The organism is Streptomyces sp. NPDC005878, from assembly GCF_040629815.1.
GTDB lineage: Bacteria > Actinomycetota > Actinomycetes > Streptomycetales > Streptomycetaceae > Streptomyces.
Map to the genome: position 1 here is coordinate 172,480 of NZ_JBEXWK010000004.1, position 14,602 is coordinate 187,081.

The 14,602-nt window shown below is 71.7% G+C and carries 15 protein-coding genes; 9 read left to right on the forward strand and 6 right to left on the reverse strand.

Translation table 11 applies throughout. From position 1 onward, the window contains the following. The first annotated feature begins 16 nt into the window (after positions 1–16). The 6 genes from ABZ404_RS09330 (at position 17) to gap (ending at position 6,060) form a co-directional block, all read left to right on the forward strand. Complete coding sequence (locus ABZ404_RS09330) at positions 17–796, forward strand: serine/threonine protein kinase (RefSeq protein WP_358834989.1); 780 nt, start codon at positions 17–19, stop codon at positions 794–796. Positions 797–805: 9 nt separating this feature from the next. Then, the gene (locus ABZ404_RS09335; protein WP_358990305.1) at positions 806–2,260 is read left to right on the forward strand and encodes a serine/threonine-protein kinase; all 1,455 of its coding nucleotides are present in this window, start codon (positions 806–808) and stop codon (positions 2,258–2,260) included. Positions 2,261–2,343: 83 nt separating this feature from the next. After that, entirely contained in the window at positions 2,344–2,766 is a 423-nt protein-coding gene (locus ABZ404_RS09340) for a DUF6003 family protein (protein ID WP_358837491.1), read from the forward strand. A 179-nt stretch (positions 2,767–2,945) separates the two neighbouring features. After that, positions 2,946–3,755 (forward strand): SDR family oxidoreductase, encoded by an 810-nt coding sequence (locus ABZ404_RS09345; RefSeq protein ID WP_358837490.1) that lies wholly within the window; start codon positions 2,946–2,948, stop codon positions 3,753–3,755. Positions 3,756–3,962: 207 nt separating this feature from the next. Continuing rightward, on the forward strand, positions 3,963–4,922 hold the full coding sequence (locus ABZ404_RS09350; RefSeq protein ID WP_358837489.1) for a helix-turn-helix domain-containing protein: 960 nt from the start codon (positions 3,963–3,965) through the stop codon (positions 4,920–4,922). Between the two features lie 139 nt (positions 4,923–5,061). Continuing rightward, a complete protein-coding gene (gene gap / locus ABZ404_RS09355) occupies positions 5,062–6,060 on the forward strand; it encodes a type I glyceraldehyde-3-phosphate dehydrogenase (RefSeq protein WP_358837488.1) in 999 nt (332 codons plus the stop codon). 91 nt (positions 6,061–6,151) lie between these two features. On the opposite strand, the gene ABZ404_RS09360 is transcribed toward gap, so the two are convergent. Next, entirely contained in the window at positions 6,152–6,949 is a 798-nt protein-coding gene (locus tag ABZ404_RS09360) for a UbiA family prenyltransferase (RefSeq protein ID WP_358831623.1), read from the reverse strand. Between the two features lie 304 nt (positions 6,950–7,253). Here ABZ404_RS09360 and ABZ404_RS09365 point away from each other — a divergent pair, with 304 nt between their 5' ends. Continuing rightward, entirely contained in the window at positions 7,254–7,790 is a 537-nt protein-coding gene (locus ABZ404_RS09365; RefSeq protein WP_358831622.1) for an isoprenylcysteine carboxyl methyltransferase family protein, read from the forward strand. Continuing rightward, positions 7,787–8,815 carry an NAD(P)/FAD-dependent oxidoreductase gene (locus ABZ404_RS09370; protein ID WP_358831621.1) on the forward strand — a complete coding sequence of 343 codons (1,029 nt, stop codon included), beginning with the start codon at positions 7,787–7,789 and terminating at the stop codon, positions 8,813–8,815. Before ABZ404_RS09365 ends, ABZ404_RS09370 begins: the two co-directional genes overlap by 4 nt. A 9-nt stretch (positions 8,816–8,824) precedes the next feature. On the opposite strand, the gene ABZ404_RS09375 is transcribed toward ABZ404_RS09370, so the two are convergent. From ABZ404_RS09375 to ctaD, 4 genes are all read right to left on the reverse strand, one after another. Then, positions 8,825–9,544 (reverse strand): DUF2071 domain-containing protein, encoded by a 720-nt coding sequence (locus ABZ404_RS09375; protein ID WP_358831620.1) that lies wholly within the window; start codon positions 9,542–9,544, stop codon positions 8,825–8,827. 155 nt (positions 9,545–9,699) lie between these two features. Continuing rightward, positions 9,700–10,293, reverse strand: a complete 594-nt coding sequence (locus tag ABZ404_RS09380) for a hemerythrin domain-containing protein (RefSeq protein ID WP_358831619.1) — start codon at positions 10,291–10,293, stop codon at positions 9,700–9,702. Between the two features lie 10 nt (positions 10,294–10,303). Further along, entirely contained in the window at positions 10,304–11,503 is a 1,200-nt protein-coding gene (locus tag ABZ404_RS09385) for a hypothetical protein (RefSeq protein ID WP_358831618.1), read from the reverse strand. A gap of 111 nt (positions 11,504–11,614) precedes the next feature. Then, positions 11,615–13,339, reverse strand: a complete 1,725-nt coding sequence (gene ctaD, locus ABZ404_RS09390) for a cytochrome c oxidase subunit I (RefSeq protein WP_358831617.1) — start codon at positions 13,337–13,339, stop codon at positions 11,615–11,617. Positions 13,340–13,626: 287 nt separating this feature from the next. Here ctaD and ABZ404_RS09395 point away from each other — a divergent pair, with 287 nt between their 5' ends. Then, positions 13,627–14,100, forward strand: coding sequence for a DUF1360 domain-containing protein (locus ABZ404_RS09395; RefSeq protein ID WP_358831616.1), 474 nt, complete (start codon positions 13,627–13,629; stop codon positions 14,098–14,100). Positions 14,101–14,132: 32 nt separating this feature from the next. Here ABZ404_RS09395 and ABZ404_RS09400 read toward each other — a convergent pair whose 3' ends face one another. Further along, positions 14,133–14,582: a DUF6098 family protein gene (locus ABZ404_RS09400; RefSeq protein WP_358831615.1), complete on the reverse strand. Its 450-nt coding sequence runs from the start codon at positions 14,580–14,582 to the stop codon at positions 14,133–14,135. Between the last annotated feature and the right edge of the window lie 20 nt (positions 14,583–14,602).

The following is a 14,602-nucleotide window of genomic DNA, read 5'->3' on the forward strand; positions in this document are numbered from 1 at the left end:
GCGGGACGGGGGAGCGGTGAGCGGGATAGTCATCCATCTGCCGGAGGAGGGCGGCGACGACGCGGTGACCTTGCGGCTGGGCCCCGGGGAGCGCGTCCGCTTCGGGCGCGGTTCGGCCCGTACACCCGTCGAACTCCGCCTCGCCGACGAGTCGGTGTCCCGCCTCGCGGGGGAGATCCGGGCGACGGACGACCACTGGCAGCTGAGCAACCTCAGCGCCACCCACGGCTATCTGGTGGAGAACCCGGAAGGCGCGGGCGAGTACCTGCGTGTGCCCCCGCGCCGCGTCGGGGCCCCCATCCCCTTCGAGTTCGCCCGGGTGGTCCTGCCGTCCCGCCGTGAAACCCCGCTCTCCTTCCAGGTGTTCGCGCCCGACCACGTCTATCTGGACCCGCACGCGCTCGGCGGCGGCTCCTGGGAGAGCCGGACGCTCACCGCGTACTCCCTGGACGAGAGCGCCACGTACTTCCTGGTGCTTGTCGCGCTCTGCGAGCCCTGGCTGCGCGACCGGTCACCGGTGGCCGTGCCGACCACCCCGCAGATCGTCGAACGGCTCGCCGGTCATGGGTCCGGCGCGGGTCTGACGGCCCGCGCGGTCAGTTCGCACATCGACTACCTCGCCGACGAGAAGCTGCGCATCGCCGCGACCACGGCCCCCGAGGGCGCCGACCGCGCGGGCCGCCGCAACGGCAAGCGCGAGGCCGTCGTCGCCCTCGCCCTGAAGTTCGGGATCGTACGGGAGGAGCACCTCGCCCTGTTACCCCCGCGCACCGAGCCCGCCGAGCGCGGACGGTAGGACGCGGTGATGGTGCGGAGCAGGGCGCTTCCGGCGGACAGCGGTGAGCCGGAACTCCTGCCGGCGGGCCACCGGATCGGCTCCTGGATCGTCGGCGAGCCCATCGGTGCGGGCGCCTGGGCCACGGTCTACGCCGGGCAGACCGCGGACGGGCCCGGCACCCGCGCCGGGAACGGTGGGGAACAGGCCACGGGCGAGCCGGCGGACCACGAGGTCGCCCTCAAGGTCATGCCGACCGCCGGACTCGCGCCCCGCCAGGCGCGCAGCGTGGCCGAGGCCGCCCGACGGGAACTGGAACTGGGCCGTGAGGCGGGCCGTCCCCGGCTCGTCCGGCTCCTGGACTCCGTGGTCCTCAGCGCCCCCGAACGGCCGTCCCTCGACGGGGCGATCGTCCTCGTCATGGAGCGGGCCCGGTGCAGTCTGCGCGAACTGCTCGCGGCCCCGGTCACGGAGGCCGAGGGCGCCCGGCTCGTCACGGGCATCTGCGAGGGCCTGGAACAGATGCACCGCGGCGGCTGGGTGCACGCCGACCTCAAGCCCGAGAACATCCTCATCGGCCGGGACGGCGAAGTGCGCCTGTCGGACTTCGGGTTCGCCATCGAGCTCACCGGCACCCACGGCTGGACGGCCCCGATGGGCACCCTGGACTACCTGCCGCCCGAACGGTGGCGCGAACCGCTCGCGGAGCGCGGCATCCAGATGCGTCCCAGCGCCGACATCTGGGCGCTCGGCATCATCATCCACGAGGTGTTCGCCCAGGGCGCCTACCCCTTCCCCGGCGCCACCCCGACCGCGCGCGGTGCGGCCGTACAGGAGTACGCGGAGGGTCGCGCGGCGTTACGGATGGACGGCGCACTCCCGGAGTTCTGGCGGGACCTCGCCGCCGACTGCCTGGCCCCCACCCACGCGGACCGCGCTCCCCACACCGCCGAAAGCCTCCTCGAACGCATCCGCGCCCATACCGTCGAGGACGGCACCCGGAGCCCCCGCGCCGCACTCCCCCGCCGCTCCCGCGTCCGGCGCCGTCTGCGCCGGGCCGTCCTGCTCGCCGTCACCGGCTGCGCGGCGGCGGGCGCCGCACTCTGGGCGTACGCGGCGGGCGGCAGCGGCTCCGACCAAGGGCCCGCCCGCGTCAGGGTGTTCAACGCCGAGCGGGGCTGCCAGGACCGCGCGGACCGCGAACGCCAGTGCAGCCTCGGCCTCGCGATCGACCCCCTGCGCCCCTACACCGCCGACAACGTCGTGCCCACCCGGGTGTGGCACGGCGACGTCCTGGACGCGGAATGCCAGTTGCCGCAGGGGCTGCCGGTCATCGACGAGGAGGACCTGACCTCCACCCTCTGGTTCCGGGTCCGTCTGCCGGGCACCGGGACCGCCGCGGCGCGGCCCGCGACCGCGTGGCTGCCCGCCGTCCGTACGAAGGACCGCCCCTCCCTCCCCCACTGCGCCGCGCCCACCCGGTGAACACCCTGGCGGTAAAGAGGCGGACACCGTGGGGCGTTAGCATCGTGCGAGGTTGTGTCCGTTAGAGAAAGCGATTGCCCGCGATGGCCGACGACGCCTACCTCTTCCTCCTTCCCGAGCGTCACCCCCGGCTGGGGGCGGCCCTGGCCGCCGTCGGAGAGCTCGAGTGCTCACAGACGCCGGCCGTCCACGGCTGGCTCCAGGCCCACGGGGTCTCCGCCTCCTCCGAGCACGTCCGGATCCTGCCGGCCGGGTCGGAGGCGTTCATCCCGGAGGAGGCCGAACGCCTGCCGGTTCCGCTGAGCGAGGAGGAGACCGTACGGGTCCAGCAGGAGTGCGCGCCCCAGTCCGTGACGGAACTGGAGACCGAGCTGCTGGAGTTCCGCGAGACGACCGAGGACTGGGAGGCACTCGTCCACCGGGCCCTGACCGCGGGCGTACCGGCTTCGCGCATCGCGCAGCTGACCGGCCTCGACCCGCGGGACATCGCGCATCTGACCGTGTGAGTCTCCTAAAAAGCGCTTCGCCCCGGATGGTGCGGTACGCCGCCCGGGGCGCCGCGCCGAGGTGGGACGGCCTCGGCCTCGCCCTTCGGCAGGGTGCCGCGTTTGCCCCGTATGCCTGCCGGGTACAGCGTTGCGTCACGTGAGAAGTGAGGCCGCAGCACGACCACGAGGAGATCCGCATGTCCGCCCCCACTTCGCCCGCGCCCAAGGCCGCCCTGGTCACCGGATCCGACTCCGGGATCGGCCGCGCCACCGCCGTCCGTCTGGCCGAGGCGGGTCTGGACGTCGCCATCACCTGGCACAGCGACGAGACGGGCGCCCAGGAGACCGCCGACGAGGTCCGCGCCACCGGCCGCCGGGCGGTGGTGGGCCGCATGGACCTCACCCGGCTGCCGGACGCCCTCGACACGATGGACGACCTGTGCGCGCGACTCGGCCGCCTGGACGTCCTGGTGAACAACGCCGGCACGGGCACGGCCACGCCGTTCCTCGACCTCAGCGAGCACGATCTGCGCCGCGTCCTGGACGTGGACCTGGTGGGCCCGTTCCTGTGCGGGCAGAAGGCCGCCCGGCGGATGATCGAGCAGGGTGACGGGGGCCGGATCATCAACGTGACCTCGGTGCACGAGCACCAGCCACGGGTGGGGGCCGCCCCCTACTGCGCAGCCAAGGGCGGCCTCGGGCTGCTCACCCAGACCATGGCCCTCGAACTGGCCGAGCACGGCATCACGGTGAACGCGGTCGCCCCGGGCGAGATCGCCACCCCGATGACCGGCCAGGAGGACGCGGACGTGCACGCCACGCACCGCCCCGGCGTTCCGCTCGGCCGCCCCGGCGACGCCCGGGAGGTCGCCGCCGTCATCGCCTTCCTCGCCGGGCCCGACGCCTCGTACGTCACCGGCGCGTCCTACAGCGTCGACGGCGGCATGCTCCGGATGGGCCCGATGGCCGGCTCCCACCTCACCGGCGACGACTGGCGCCGCCCCTGAGCGGCGCGACCACGCGTCAGGGGGCGCGGGGTGCATGCGAGAGGGGCGCGGGGTGCGCACCGCGCGCTCCCGTCAACGGCGCCGGGACAACCCGCGCTTCCACGCGCCCCCGCAAGCCCTTCGGGCCATCTGCGCCATCCGCGCGCGGTTGTCGCGCCGAGGGACGCGAGGGACGGCCGGTGGCGACCACCCTCGTACGCTTGTCCCGTGCCACCCTCCTCCCCGCTGCGGCGCGTCGCCGTCCTCGTGCTCGAAGGCGCCAAGCCGCTCGATGTCGGCATTCCCGCGCAGGTGTTCACGACCCGCGCCAGCATGCCGTACGAAGTGCGGGTGTGCGGGGCCGCGCCCGGACTCGTGACCGGCGGCGACGGGCTGTCCTACTCCGTCGCCCACGGCCTCGACGCGCTCGCGTGGGCCGATCTCGTCTTTGTCCCCGGCTACCGGTTCCCGGGCCGTGCGGACCCGCCGCGGGACGTCCTCGACGCGCTGGTCGCCGCCCACAGCCGGGGCGCGCGGCTCGCCGCGATCTCCACGGGAGCCTTCGCGCTCGCCGCCACCGGACTGCTCGACGGCAGGCGCGCCACCACGCACTGGCACTACACCCGGGCCCTCGCCGAGAAGCACCCGCGGGTACGGGTCGACGAGAACGTGCTGTTCGTGGACGAGGGCAGGGTGCTCACCTCGGCGGGTGCCGCCTCCGGGATCGACCTGTGCCTGCACATCCTGCGCGGCGACCTCGGTGTGGCCGCGTCCAACCACGCGGCCCGGCGCCTGGTCGCGGCCCCGTACCGCAGCGGCGGGCAGGCACAGTACGTGCCGCGCAGTGTGCCCGAGCCGCTGGGCGAGCGGTTCGCCGCCACCCGGGAGTGGGCGCTGCGCCACCTGGACGAACCCCTCACCCTGGAGGCGCTGGCCCGGCACGCGGCGGTGTCGGCGCGGACGTTCTCGCGGCGCTTCGCCGAGGACACCGGGTACACGCCGATGCAGTGGGTCATGCGTGCCCGTATCGACAGGGCGCGTGAGCTGCTGGAGCGTTCGGAGCGGGGCGTCGAGCAGATCGCGACGGACGTGGGACTGGGGACGGGCGCGAATCTGCGGCTGCACTTCCAGCGCGTGCTCGGCACCACGCCCACCGAGTACCGGCGGACCTTCACCCGCGGGCAGTAGGACGCCTGGCCTCGCGGACCCACTGGGCTCTCCCCACCGCGCGATGGCGGGATCCTTGCGAACCATGGCGCTCACGCCACTGCCACCGCCGTCCCTGCCGAGCGAGGCTGGGGGCGAACCGAAGGGACGGACATCACTCATGACTCGTATCGCCATCAACGGATTCGGCCGTATCGGACGCAACGTGCTGCGCGCGCTGCTCGAACGCGACAGTGATCTGGAGGTCGTCGCCGTCAACGACCTCACCGAGCCCGCCGCCCTCGCGCGGCTGCTCGCCTTCGACTCGACGTCCGGCCGGCTCGGCCGCCCGGTGACCGTGGACGGGGACACGCTCGTCGTCGACGGCCGCCGCATCAAGGTGTTGGCCGAGCGCGAGCCCGCCTCCCTGCCGTGGGCCGAGCTGAACGTGGACCTCGTACTGGAGGCGACGGGCCGCTTCACCTCCGCCAAGACCGCCCGGGCGCACCTGGACGCGGGCGCGAGGAAGGTCCTGGTCAGCGCGCCGTCCGAAGGGGCCGACGTCACCCTCGCGTTCGGCGTCAACACCGACGCGTACGACCCCGAGACGCACACGATCGTCTCCAACGCCTCCTGCACCACGAACGCGCTCGCCCCGCTTGCCTCGGTACTCGACGAACTCGCCGGGATCGAGCACGGGTTCATGACGACCGTGCACGCGTACACCCAGGAGCAGAACCTCCAGGACGGCCCGCACCGCGACCCCCGCCGCGCCCGCGCCGCCGGGGTCAACATCGTGCCGACCACGACGGGTGCGGCCAAGGCGATCGGCCATGTCCTGCCCAACCTCGACGGCAAGCTGTCGGGCGACTCGATCCGGGTGCCGGTCCCGGTGGGTTCGATCGTCGAGCTGAACACGACCGTCGCCCGTGACGTGACGCGCGAGGACGTGCTGGCCGCCTACCGCGCGGCGGCCGAGGGGCCGCTGGCGGGCGTGCTGGAGTACTCGGACGACCCGCTGGTGTCGTCGGACATCACCGGCAACCCGGCCTCCTCGATCTTCGACTCGGCCCTCACCCGCGTGGACGGCCGCCACATCAAGGTGGTCGCCTGGTACGACAACGAGTGGGGCTTCTCCCACCGTGTGATCGACACACTGGAGCTGCTCGCCCGGCCGTGACGTACGGCGGTTGACGGTCCGGACCGGGGCGCCCGACGCCCGGTCCGGACCGTCCGCCGTCACCGGTGGCGGTCCCCACGGCCGGTCGCGGTCACGGCCAGGCCGGTCCGGTGAGCGGCCCGCCTCCCGCCAGCACCAACAGGGCCGCGTCGACCCCGGCCATGGCCAGGACGACGACGAACGGCACCCGGCCGTGTGCCAGAGCGGACGGCCCGGCCACCGCCACGAGGCAGAGCGCGAGGGTCACCGCGATGGCGCCCGCTCCCACCGGAGCCACCCGGCCGGTCGGCCCCACCGTCAGCACCACACAGGACGCCAGGGCCAGGACCGCGGCGGCCGCCACCGCTCCACGGCGGCCGATCCGCTGCGGCAGCCCGCGCACCCCGCCCTCGATGTCGTCCTCCATATCGGGCAGCACGTTGGCGAAGTGGGCGCTGGTGCCGAGGAGCGCCGCCGCGACCGTGAGCCACAGCGGTGGCCAGGGGCGGCCCGGCAGAGTCAGCGTCAGGAAGGCCGGGAGCAGGCCGAAGGCGAGAGCGTACGGAAGCCAGGACAGGGCGGTCCGTTTGAGCCACAGGTTGTAGGTCCACGCGGCGCCGACACAGACGAGGTGCACCGCCCCGGCCAGAAGTCCGCAGGCCAGCGACAGGGCGACGCACACCAGCAGGGCGGCCCAGGCCGCCCTGCCCACCGTGGCCGGCCGTACGGCCCCCGTGACCAGGGGCTTGTCCCGACGGGCGGCGGCCCGGTCACGCCGCAGGTCCAGCCGGTCGTTGCACCAGCCGACCGACAACTGCCCCGCGGCGACCGCGGCGACCGCCCGGGCCCCGGAGGCGGAGTCCGACCCGAACGCGGCGGCCAGCAGCGCCGCGAGAAGCGTCACCCCCACGGTCGGCAGCGGATGACACGCCCTCAGAAGGCCTGCGCCGACCGAGTGTTCCGCGGGCCCCGGCGCGGCCGGGCCGACGAGGCGGGAGTTTCCTTCATCGGTGGTGGAGGGCATCGCACCACGCTAGGCGACGGCGCGCCCACGAGCGCCGGGTTGAGGGCACCGGCGCCGTGCTGTCCCTATGTTGGAGCAATGACCCGCGTCCTTGCGGTGAGTACGGTCTTCCCGCCGCACCGCACCGTGCAGCACGAGATCACCGAAGACCACGTCCCCGAACGCGTCCTTCCGGGCTGGTGAGTCTCCTGTGACGCCGTACACCGTACTGATCCTGCTGGTCGTCGCCGAGCGGTTCGCCGAGCTGGCCGTGGCGCGCCGCAACGGCGCCTGGAGCCGGGCCCGGGGCGGCCGGGAGTACGGCCGCGGGCACTATCCGGTGATGGTCGGGCTGCACACGCTGTTCCTCCTCGGCTGCCTCGTGGAGCCCTGGGCGGCGGACCGGCCGTTCCTGCCCTGGCTCGGCCTGCCCGCTCTCGCCCTCGCGCTGGCCGCGCAGGCGCTGCGCTGGTGGTGCATCGCCGCGCTCGGCCCCCGCTGGCACACCCGTGTACTGATCGTCCCCGGTCTCGCGCTGATCTCCTCGGGCCCCTACCGGTATCTGCGGCACCCCAACTACGTGGCCGTCGTCGTCGAAGGCGTCGCACTGCCCCTGGTGCACACCGCCTGGCTGACCGCCCTGGCCTTCACCGTGCTGAACGCCGTGCTGCTGACCGTGCGCATCCGCTGTGAGAGTGCGGCGCTGGCGCCGTCGCGTGCTCTGCCCGGCCCCGGTGCAGCGTCGTGATCGACCTCCTGATCGTCGGCGGCGGCCCGGCAGGGCTTGCCGCCGCCATCCACGCCGTGCGACGCGGCTTCGACGTCGTGGTGGCCGAGCCGCGTCCCTCGCCCGTCGACAAGGCGTGCGGCGAGGGCTTGATGCCGTCAGGGGTGGACGCGCTGCACACCCTCGGCGTGCGTGCGCCCGGCAGGCCCCTCCACGGCATCCGCTACCTCGACGCCACCGGAGGCCGGCACGCCGAGGCGCGATTCCCCTCAAGCCCCGGACTCGGCATCCGCCGGACCGTGCTGCACGAGGCGCTCAGCGCCCGGGCCGCCGAGCTCGGCGTTCCCGTCATCCCGCACCGCGTCCGCCGGGTGACCCAGTCCGACACGTATGTGACGGCCGACGGCATCACCGCCCGCTACCTCGTGGCGGCCGACGGACTGCACTCCCCCACCCGCCGGGCGCTCGGCCTGACCGTCCGCCCGCCCGCCCGGCGGGGCACCCTCCGGTACGGTCTGCGGCGCCACTACACCGTCGAGCCGTGGGCCGATGTGGTCGAGGTGTACTGGTCCGCCGACTGCGAGGCCTACGTCACCCCGCTCGGCCCCCGGCAGGTCGGCGTCGCCATCCTCACCTCGCGCCAACTGCCCTACGACGAGCAGCTGGCCCACTTCCCCCTCCTGGCCGAGCGCCTCCTCACGGCCGACAGGACAGCGGTCAGGGGCGCCGGGCCGCTGCTCCAGCGGGCTCGTTCCCGGGTGGCGGGCCGTGTGCTGTTCGTGGGGGACGCCGCGGGGTACGTTGACGCGTTGACGGGCGAGGGGCTGACGCTGGCGCTGACGGCGGCGGACGCCCTCGTACGCTGCCTGCACGAGGGCCGCCCGCAGGCGTACGAACACGCCTGGTGCCGCCTGTCCCGCAGCTACCGTCTCCTGACCCACTCCCTCCTGTGGGTCAGGAACCAGCCCCGCCTGGCGCCCCTGGTCACCCCGGCGGCCGCCCGGTTCCCCCGGCTCTTCCAGGGCGCCGTACGCCTGCTCGCCTGACCGTCGCCGTCAGGACACCGGGCGGGGAGGGCCGAGGCGGACGGGCCCCACCCCCGGGGACAGGTGCACGAGCGCGACGGGACCCGGGTCGGGAAGGCCGGCGGCAGCGGTCAGCGTCTGGCGCAGCTCCCTGAGCGTCCCGTGCCGCAGCATCCAGGGTTCATGGTGCACCGGGGTGAGCCACAACCGGCCCGCGCGCCGGGAGAAGGCGCCCCACCGCGAGGTGAGCCACTCGTCGAGCGGGGAGAGCTCCCCGACGGGCTCGCCCGCACCGGTGCGCAGCCGGTATCCGACGCCCCGCGTGCCCCGGCGGCGACCGGTGTAGAGCGTGTCGGCGCCCTGTTCCCGCACCGTCAGCGTCGCGAGCCGGTAGGGCACGCCGATCGCCCGCGCCGCCAGCATGTGGGGGGCGGTGACGTCGAGGGAGAAGAACCACAGCCCGCTGCGCCCGTCCGGCAGCCGTACGTACGTCCGCAGGTTGGTCTCGGGGAAGGCGGAGGGAGGCAGCGGCACGACCCCGAGGCCGCGCACGGACGCCATCGTGAACGGCGTCAGACTGACCCAGGCGCGGTCCTCGAAGCGGTCCACGAGCAGTCCGGCCGGCAGCAGGCGCTGGACGGCGTCGGCCTCGTACCGCCAGTGCGCCATCGCGAGCCGCTTCCACCGCATGGTCAAGACCGGGAGGGCGACCGGCTCGGGAACGCGCGGGGGCGGCGCAGTCGTCAACACTTCTCCAGGCTCGCGAACCGGTCCAGGGGACGCAATCGGACGTAATCCGGCCGCCAGGGGCCCCTTGACCTCAGGTCTCCGGTCAGGGGCCCCATGCTCCGCTTCGCCGCCCCTCACCACCGGCAGCGACACGGCCGCTGTGCCGAACGGGCGGTTCAGCCGTCCTTGCCCATGGCCTTGCGGACGGCGTCCTTGGTGCGGTCCATCAACGCGGCGACGGGCCCCAGGGCCAGGTTGGCCCCGCGTGACTCCACCCCGGGGTGGGGCCGGGTGGGCGCCAGGGCCTCGGCGGCCTTGACCGCCTTGGCCATCGCGGCCAGCTGGGTGACGTCGGTGCTGCGGCGGAGGTGGGTGAACTCGTAGCGCTCCTCCGCGCGTGCGTGTTCCTGGACGTCCTTGCGCAGCTTCAGGAGCCGCGGCATGAACTTCGGGTCGTCGGTGTCGTGGTCGTCCAGGGCCGACAGCACCTCCTTGGCCGCCTTCTCCTCGGCGAGCCGGTCCTCCACGATCTGCTTGCCGCCGACGATCGCGCCCCGGAGGAAGGGGTGGACGACCTCCTCCTCCGCCGTCTCGTGCACCGCGAGCAGACGCACCAGTCGGCGGAACGCTTCGCGGCGCTCTTCTCCCTTGCCGGCTTCGACCTCGTCGAACAGATGGCGAATGTCGCCGTGCTGACGCATCAGCAACGACACCACGTCGGTGTCGGGTGCGTGGTCGTCTCCCGCGTGCGGGGTGGTGAGCTCACTCATCCGCGGTGCCTCACTTCTCGCGCTGGGAGGGGTCGGGGTGCTCGCCCTCGGTCCGGAGGCGGTACTCGCGGCCGAACATCGCGTCGTGCTCGACCATGACGCGATCGCTCGGGGGCGCCTCGCCGCCGTGGACGCGCTCCTGCATCTGCTCGAACCGCTCGTGGGCCTCGCGCACATATCCCGCGCCCAGTGTCGTCAGGTCCATCTGGGTGTCCAGCAGCTCACGCAGATAGGCCTTGTTCGGCTCGAAGGTCAGGACGTTCGGCAGCTCGGGTGCCAGCACCGACTCGGGGTCGCGGCCGTCGTGCCGGCGCATCAGGTCGCAGGCGATGTGCAGATGCTCCAGCTCCATGTTGAGATGCAGCTCCCAGATCGCCTTGACCCTGGGGTCGCTCTCCTGCTCCATGAACGAGTAGTAGAGGTAGCACTCGTTGTACTCGTGGTTGACCAACTGCTCCCACCACGTCTCGCCCGGATCGACGAGCGACTCGTAGTGCGTGACGTGCTCCTCCTCGATGAGTCCGATCTCCTGGTAGAGCTGCCGCGCGATCGGCTCCATGTAGGTGGGGCCGGTGTTCATGTAGAAGTTCATCGTCTGCTGCTCCGCGGACATGATCGTCAGCGCGTGCAGCTTCGACAGCGGGTTCGTCTCGTCCTTGACATAGGGGTCGCGGACGTTGTCGTACGGGTCGCGGTGGTGGAACCGCGTCGGCCTGCCGGGCATGACCTCGGTCAGACCGTCCACGATCGCTTCCGCCTTGCGGTGCTCGATCATCTCGTACAGGTTGGCGTACCGGTACAGATGGTCGAAGTCCTCCAGCACACCGAACTGGTACGCCTGGCGCAGATACGGGTCGGGTTCCATCCGTGCCACCCACGCCGTCAGGTCGACCGCCACCTGCTCGTAGGCGATGGTCGTCTCCAGCACCGAGGACACGCCCGGCAGCAGCCAGTTGACGACCTTCTGCTGCTGCGCCTCGATGTAACGGGTCCCGGCCAGCTGCCGCTTCACCTCCGGGTCCACCGTGTTGCGGGCCAGTTGGTGGCTGAACATGATCGCTTCGACCTCGATGCCGTTCATGGTGATGATGCGGCAGCGGGTGTACGGGTCGCAGTGGTCGGGGTCGATCGGCTTGACGTCCAGCTCACGCCAACTGCGTAGCTGACGGTCCAGCGGGATGCCGCGGTGTTCGAGCGGGTTGAAAGTCACTCCGGCCCTCCTCGTCGTGGGCGAGTGGGCGAAGTACCCCCGAGGCCGCGCTCCATGTCCGCCCGCGACGGGAGTCGGCGCGGACTCCCGTCAACGGCGTGTTTCCACCCCTTACTCGGTGGGGCCCGGGCCGGCCGGGTGCTGGACGGCGGCGTCGTCGTCGATGATGTCGCGCCCGGTGTGGCGCGCCGGGTCCAGGGCGGTGATCTCCGGATGGTGCAGGTCGAAGGCGGGGGACTCGGAGCGGACCCGGGGCAGGGTGGAGAAGTTGTGCCGCGGCGGCGGACAGGACGTGGCCCACTCCAGGGACCGGCCGAATCCCCACGGGTCGTCCATCATGACGCGCGGCGCGTATTTCGCCGTCTTCCACACGTTGTAGAAGAACGGAAGCGTGGAGGCGCCGAGCAGGAACGCGCCGATCGAGGAGAGCGTGTTGAGCGCGGTGAAGCCGTCGGCGGCCAGATAGTCGGCGTAGCGGCGTGGCATTCCTTCCGCGCCGAGCCAGTGCTGCACGAGGAAGGTGAGGTGGAAGCCGACGAACAGGGTCCAGAAGTGAATCTTCCCGAGCCGTTCGTCGAGGAGTTTGCCCGTGAATTTCGGCCACCAGAAGTAGAAACCGGCGAAGGTGGCGAAGACGACCGTGCCGAAGACCACGTAGTGGAAATGGGCCACGACGAAGTACGAGTCGGTGACGTGGAAGTCCATCGGCGGGGAGGCCAGGATGATGCCGGTGAGGCCGCCGAAGAGGAACGTGACGAGGAATCCGATGGACCACAGCATCGGTGTCTCGAATGACAGCGATCCGTTCCACATGGTGCCGATCCAGTTGAAGAACTTCACTCCGGTGGGAACGGCGATCAGGAAGGTCATGAAGGAGAAGAACGGCAGAAGTACGGCCTGGGTGGCGAACATGTGGTGGGCCCACACGGTCACGGAGAGCCCGGCGATCGAGACGGTGGCGCCGACCAGTCCGATGTAGCCGAAAATGGGTTTGCGGGAGAACACCGGGATGATCTCGGTGATGATGCCGAAGAACGGCAGCGCGATGATGTAGACCTCCGGATGCCCGAAGAACCAGAACAGGTGCTGCCACAGGACGGCACCGCCGTTCTCCGCGTTGAACACTTGTGCGCCGAAACGCCGGTCGGCCTCCAGCACCAGGAGCGCCGCCGCGAGCACGGGGAAGGCGAACAGGACGAGCACCGAGGTCAGCAGGACGTTCCAGGTGAAGATCGGCATCCGGAACATGGTCATGCCGGGCATCCGCATACAGATGATGGTCGTCACGAAGTTGACCGACCCGAGGATCGTCCCGAATCCGGAGAGCGCCAGACCCATGATCCACATATCGCCGCCCACGAACGGGGTGCGCTCACCGCCGCTGAGCGGCGTATAGGCGGTCCAGCCGAAGTCGGCGGCTCCCTCCGAGGTGAGCAGGCTGCCCACGACGATCAGCCCGCCGAAAAGAAACAGCCAGAACGCGAGCATGTTCAGCCGTGGGAACGCCACATCGGGTGCGCCGATCTGCAAAGGCATGATCGCGTTGGCGAACCCCGCGAAGGTCGGGGTCGCGAAGAAGAGCAGCATGATCGTGCCGTGCAGGGTGAACACCTGGTTGTACTGCTCACTGGAAACGATCTGCAAGCCGGGGCGGGCCAGCTCCGCGCGCAGCACCAGCGCCATGACCCCGCCGATCAGGAAGAACCCGAAGGACGCGATCAGATAGAGATGACCGATCTTCTTGTGGTCCGTGGTGGTCAGCCACGAAACCAGCACCTGTCCGCGCGTACGGCCCTTGACCGGGACCGGCGCGACGGACTCGGTTGAAGTCCCCATGGATGCTTCCTTTGGTCGGATCTGCCGCCTGGGTGCTTTGGCGCAGGCGTCAGTACCCACCGAGACGGGTCCTACGCCCGGCCTACAGGTGTACTACGGAAAGTGACCGAAACGAAGACTTCGCCCCACGGATAACTCAGTTGGCTCTCACCCGTGCGCATACCGTGGGGGTCACCTCCCAGGAGGGGCGTGTGGGGAATCGAACCGGGTACACGGCATGTGCGCGTGTCACATGGCCCGCGTTTTCACGATCGAGTTGCCCACCGGGCGGAAGTAGGCGGCGTTCGATGGGAAAAATCGAGGGTCTGCGGTCCCACAGCGGCCATCTGGGTGCTCTGGTGGCGTGGGGCGGATACACAGCCGGCTGGGCCGTCCTGCTGCGGCGCCGGGGACGGCCGCTGCCGGTCTCCCCCGAGCCCTGGGACGTCCTGCTCACCGCGGCGGCGACGTTCCGGCTCAGCCGGCTGATCGGCAAGGCGACGGTCACCCGGCCGCTGCGCGCCCCCTTCACCGAGGTGGACGGGGCCGGGGCACCCGGCGAGCTGAACGAGACCCCGAGCGAGGAACCCGGTCGGCAGACCATCGGCGAGCTGCTCAGCTGCCCGTTCTGCCTGAGCGTGTGGATCGTGACCACCTTCACCGGCGCCAAGGGGATCTGGCCCCGGGCCACGCGCACGGTCACCGGGGGGCTGACCGCGCTGGCCGCGGCGGATGCACTTCAGTTCGCGCACTCGGCCCTCGTCCAGCAGACCGAGGAGTGACGTCCCCGGCCGCTGGGGACTGTGGGGGACTCCTAGTTCGCGATGTCGCGGTCCAGGGGTCCCCAACGGCCGGGCAAATGCCTGATGATGTCCACGGCTTCGGTGACGACGTCGTCGGTGATCCAGGCGAGCGGCTCCACGTCGACGACCAGCGGTTCGTTGTCCGGGCCCCGGCCCACCTCCCGGCCGCGCAGGACCCACGGCCGGGTGGCGGGGTCCTTCACCGCCGGCAGGTGGCAGTAGTCGTACAGACGTCGGGCGACCCATACGCGAGCGGGACGCCTCCCCCACCACTCCTCGACGCCCAATGCGCTGGCGGACAGGCCCGGTAGCTGGATACCGGTCAGGTCATCCGTGCTGGAGACGCTGGTGAGGTCCCACTCGGGCCCCCGCGACCAGCGCACGTAGAGGTCCTGCCGGTCGGCCACCAGTGAGGTGACGGCATCCAGGCCGGAGAGGGTGGGCAGAGACACGACGTCCATGACGAGCCGGCGGGACCGGT

Coding starts and splice junctions, on each gene's coding strand:
- ABZ404_RS09345 (WP_358837490.1), top strand. CDS start 2,946: ATGTCCGCCCCCACTTCGCCCGCGCCCAAGGCCGCCCTGGTCACCGGA.
- ctaD (WP_358831617.1), bottom strand. CDS start 13,339: ATGGGGACTTCAACCGAGTCCGTCGCGCCGGTCCCGGTCAAGGGCCGT.
- ABZ404_RS09400 (WP_358831615.1), bottom strand. CDS start 14,582: ATGGACGTCGTGTCTCTGCCCACCCTCTCCGGCCTGGATGCCGTCACC.
- ABZ404_RS09395 (WP_358831616.1), top strand. CDS start 13,627: ATGGGAAAAATCGAGGGTCTGCGGTCCCACAGCGGCCATCTGGGTGCT.
- ABZ404_RS09335 (WP_358990305.1), top strand. CDS start 806: ATGGTGCGGAGCAGGGCGCTTCCGGCGGACAGCGGTGAGCCGGAACTC.
- ABZ404_RS09380 (WP_358831619.1), bottom strand. CDS start 10,293: ATGAGTGAGCTCACCACCCCGCACGCGGGAGACGACCACGCACCCGAC.
- gap (WP_358837488.1), top strand. CDS start 5,062: ATGACTCGTATCGCCATCAACGGATTCGGCCGTATCGGACGCAACGTG.
- ABZ404_RS09340 (WP_358837491.1), top strand. CDS start 2,344: ATGGCCGACGACGCCTACCTCTTCCTCCTTCCCGAGCGTCACCCCCGG.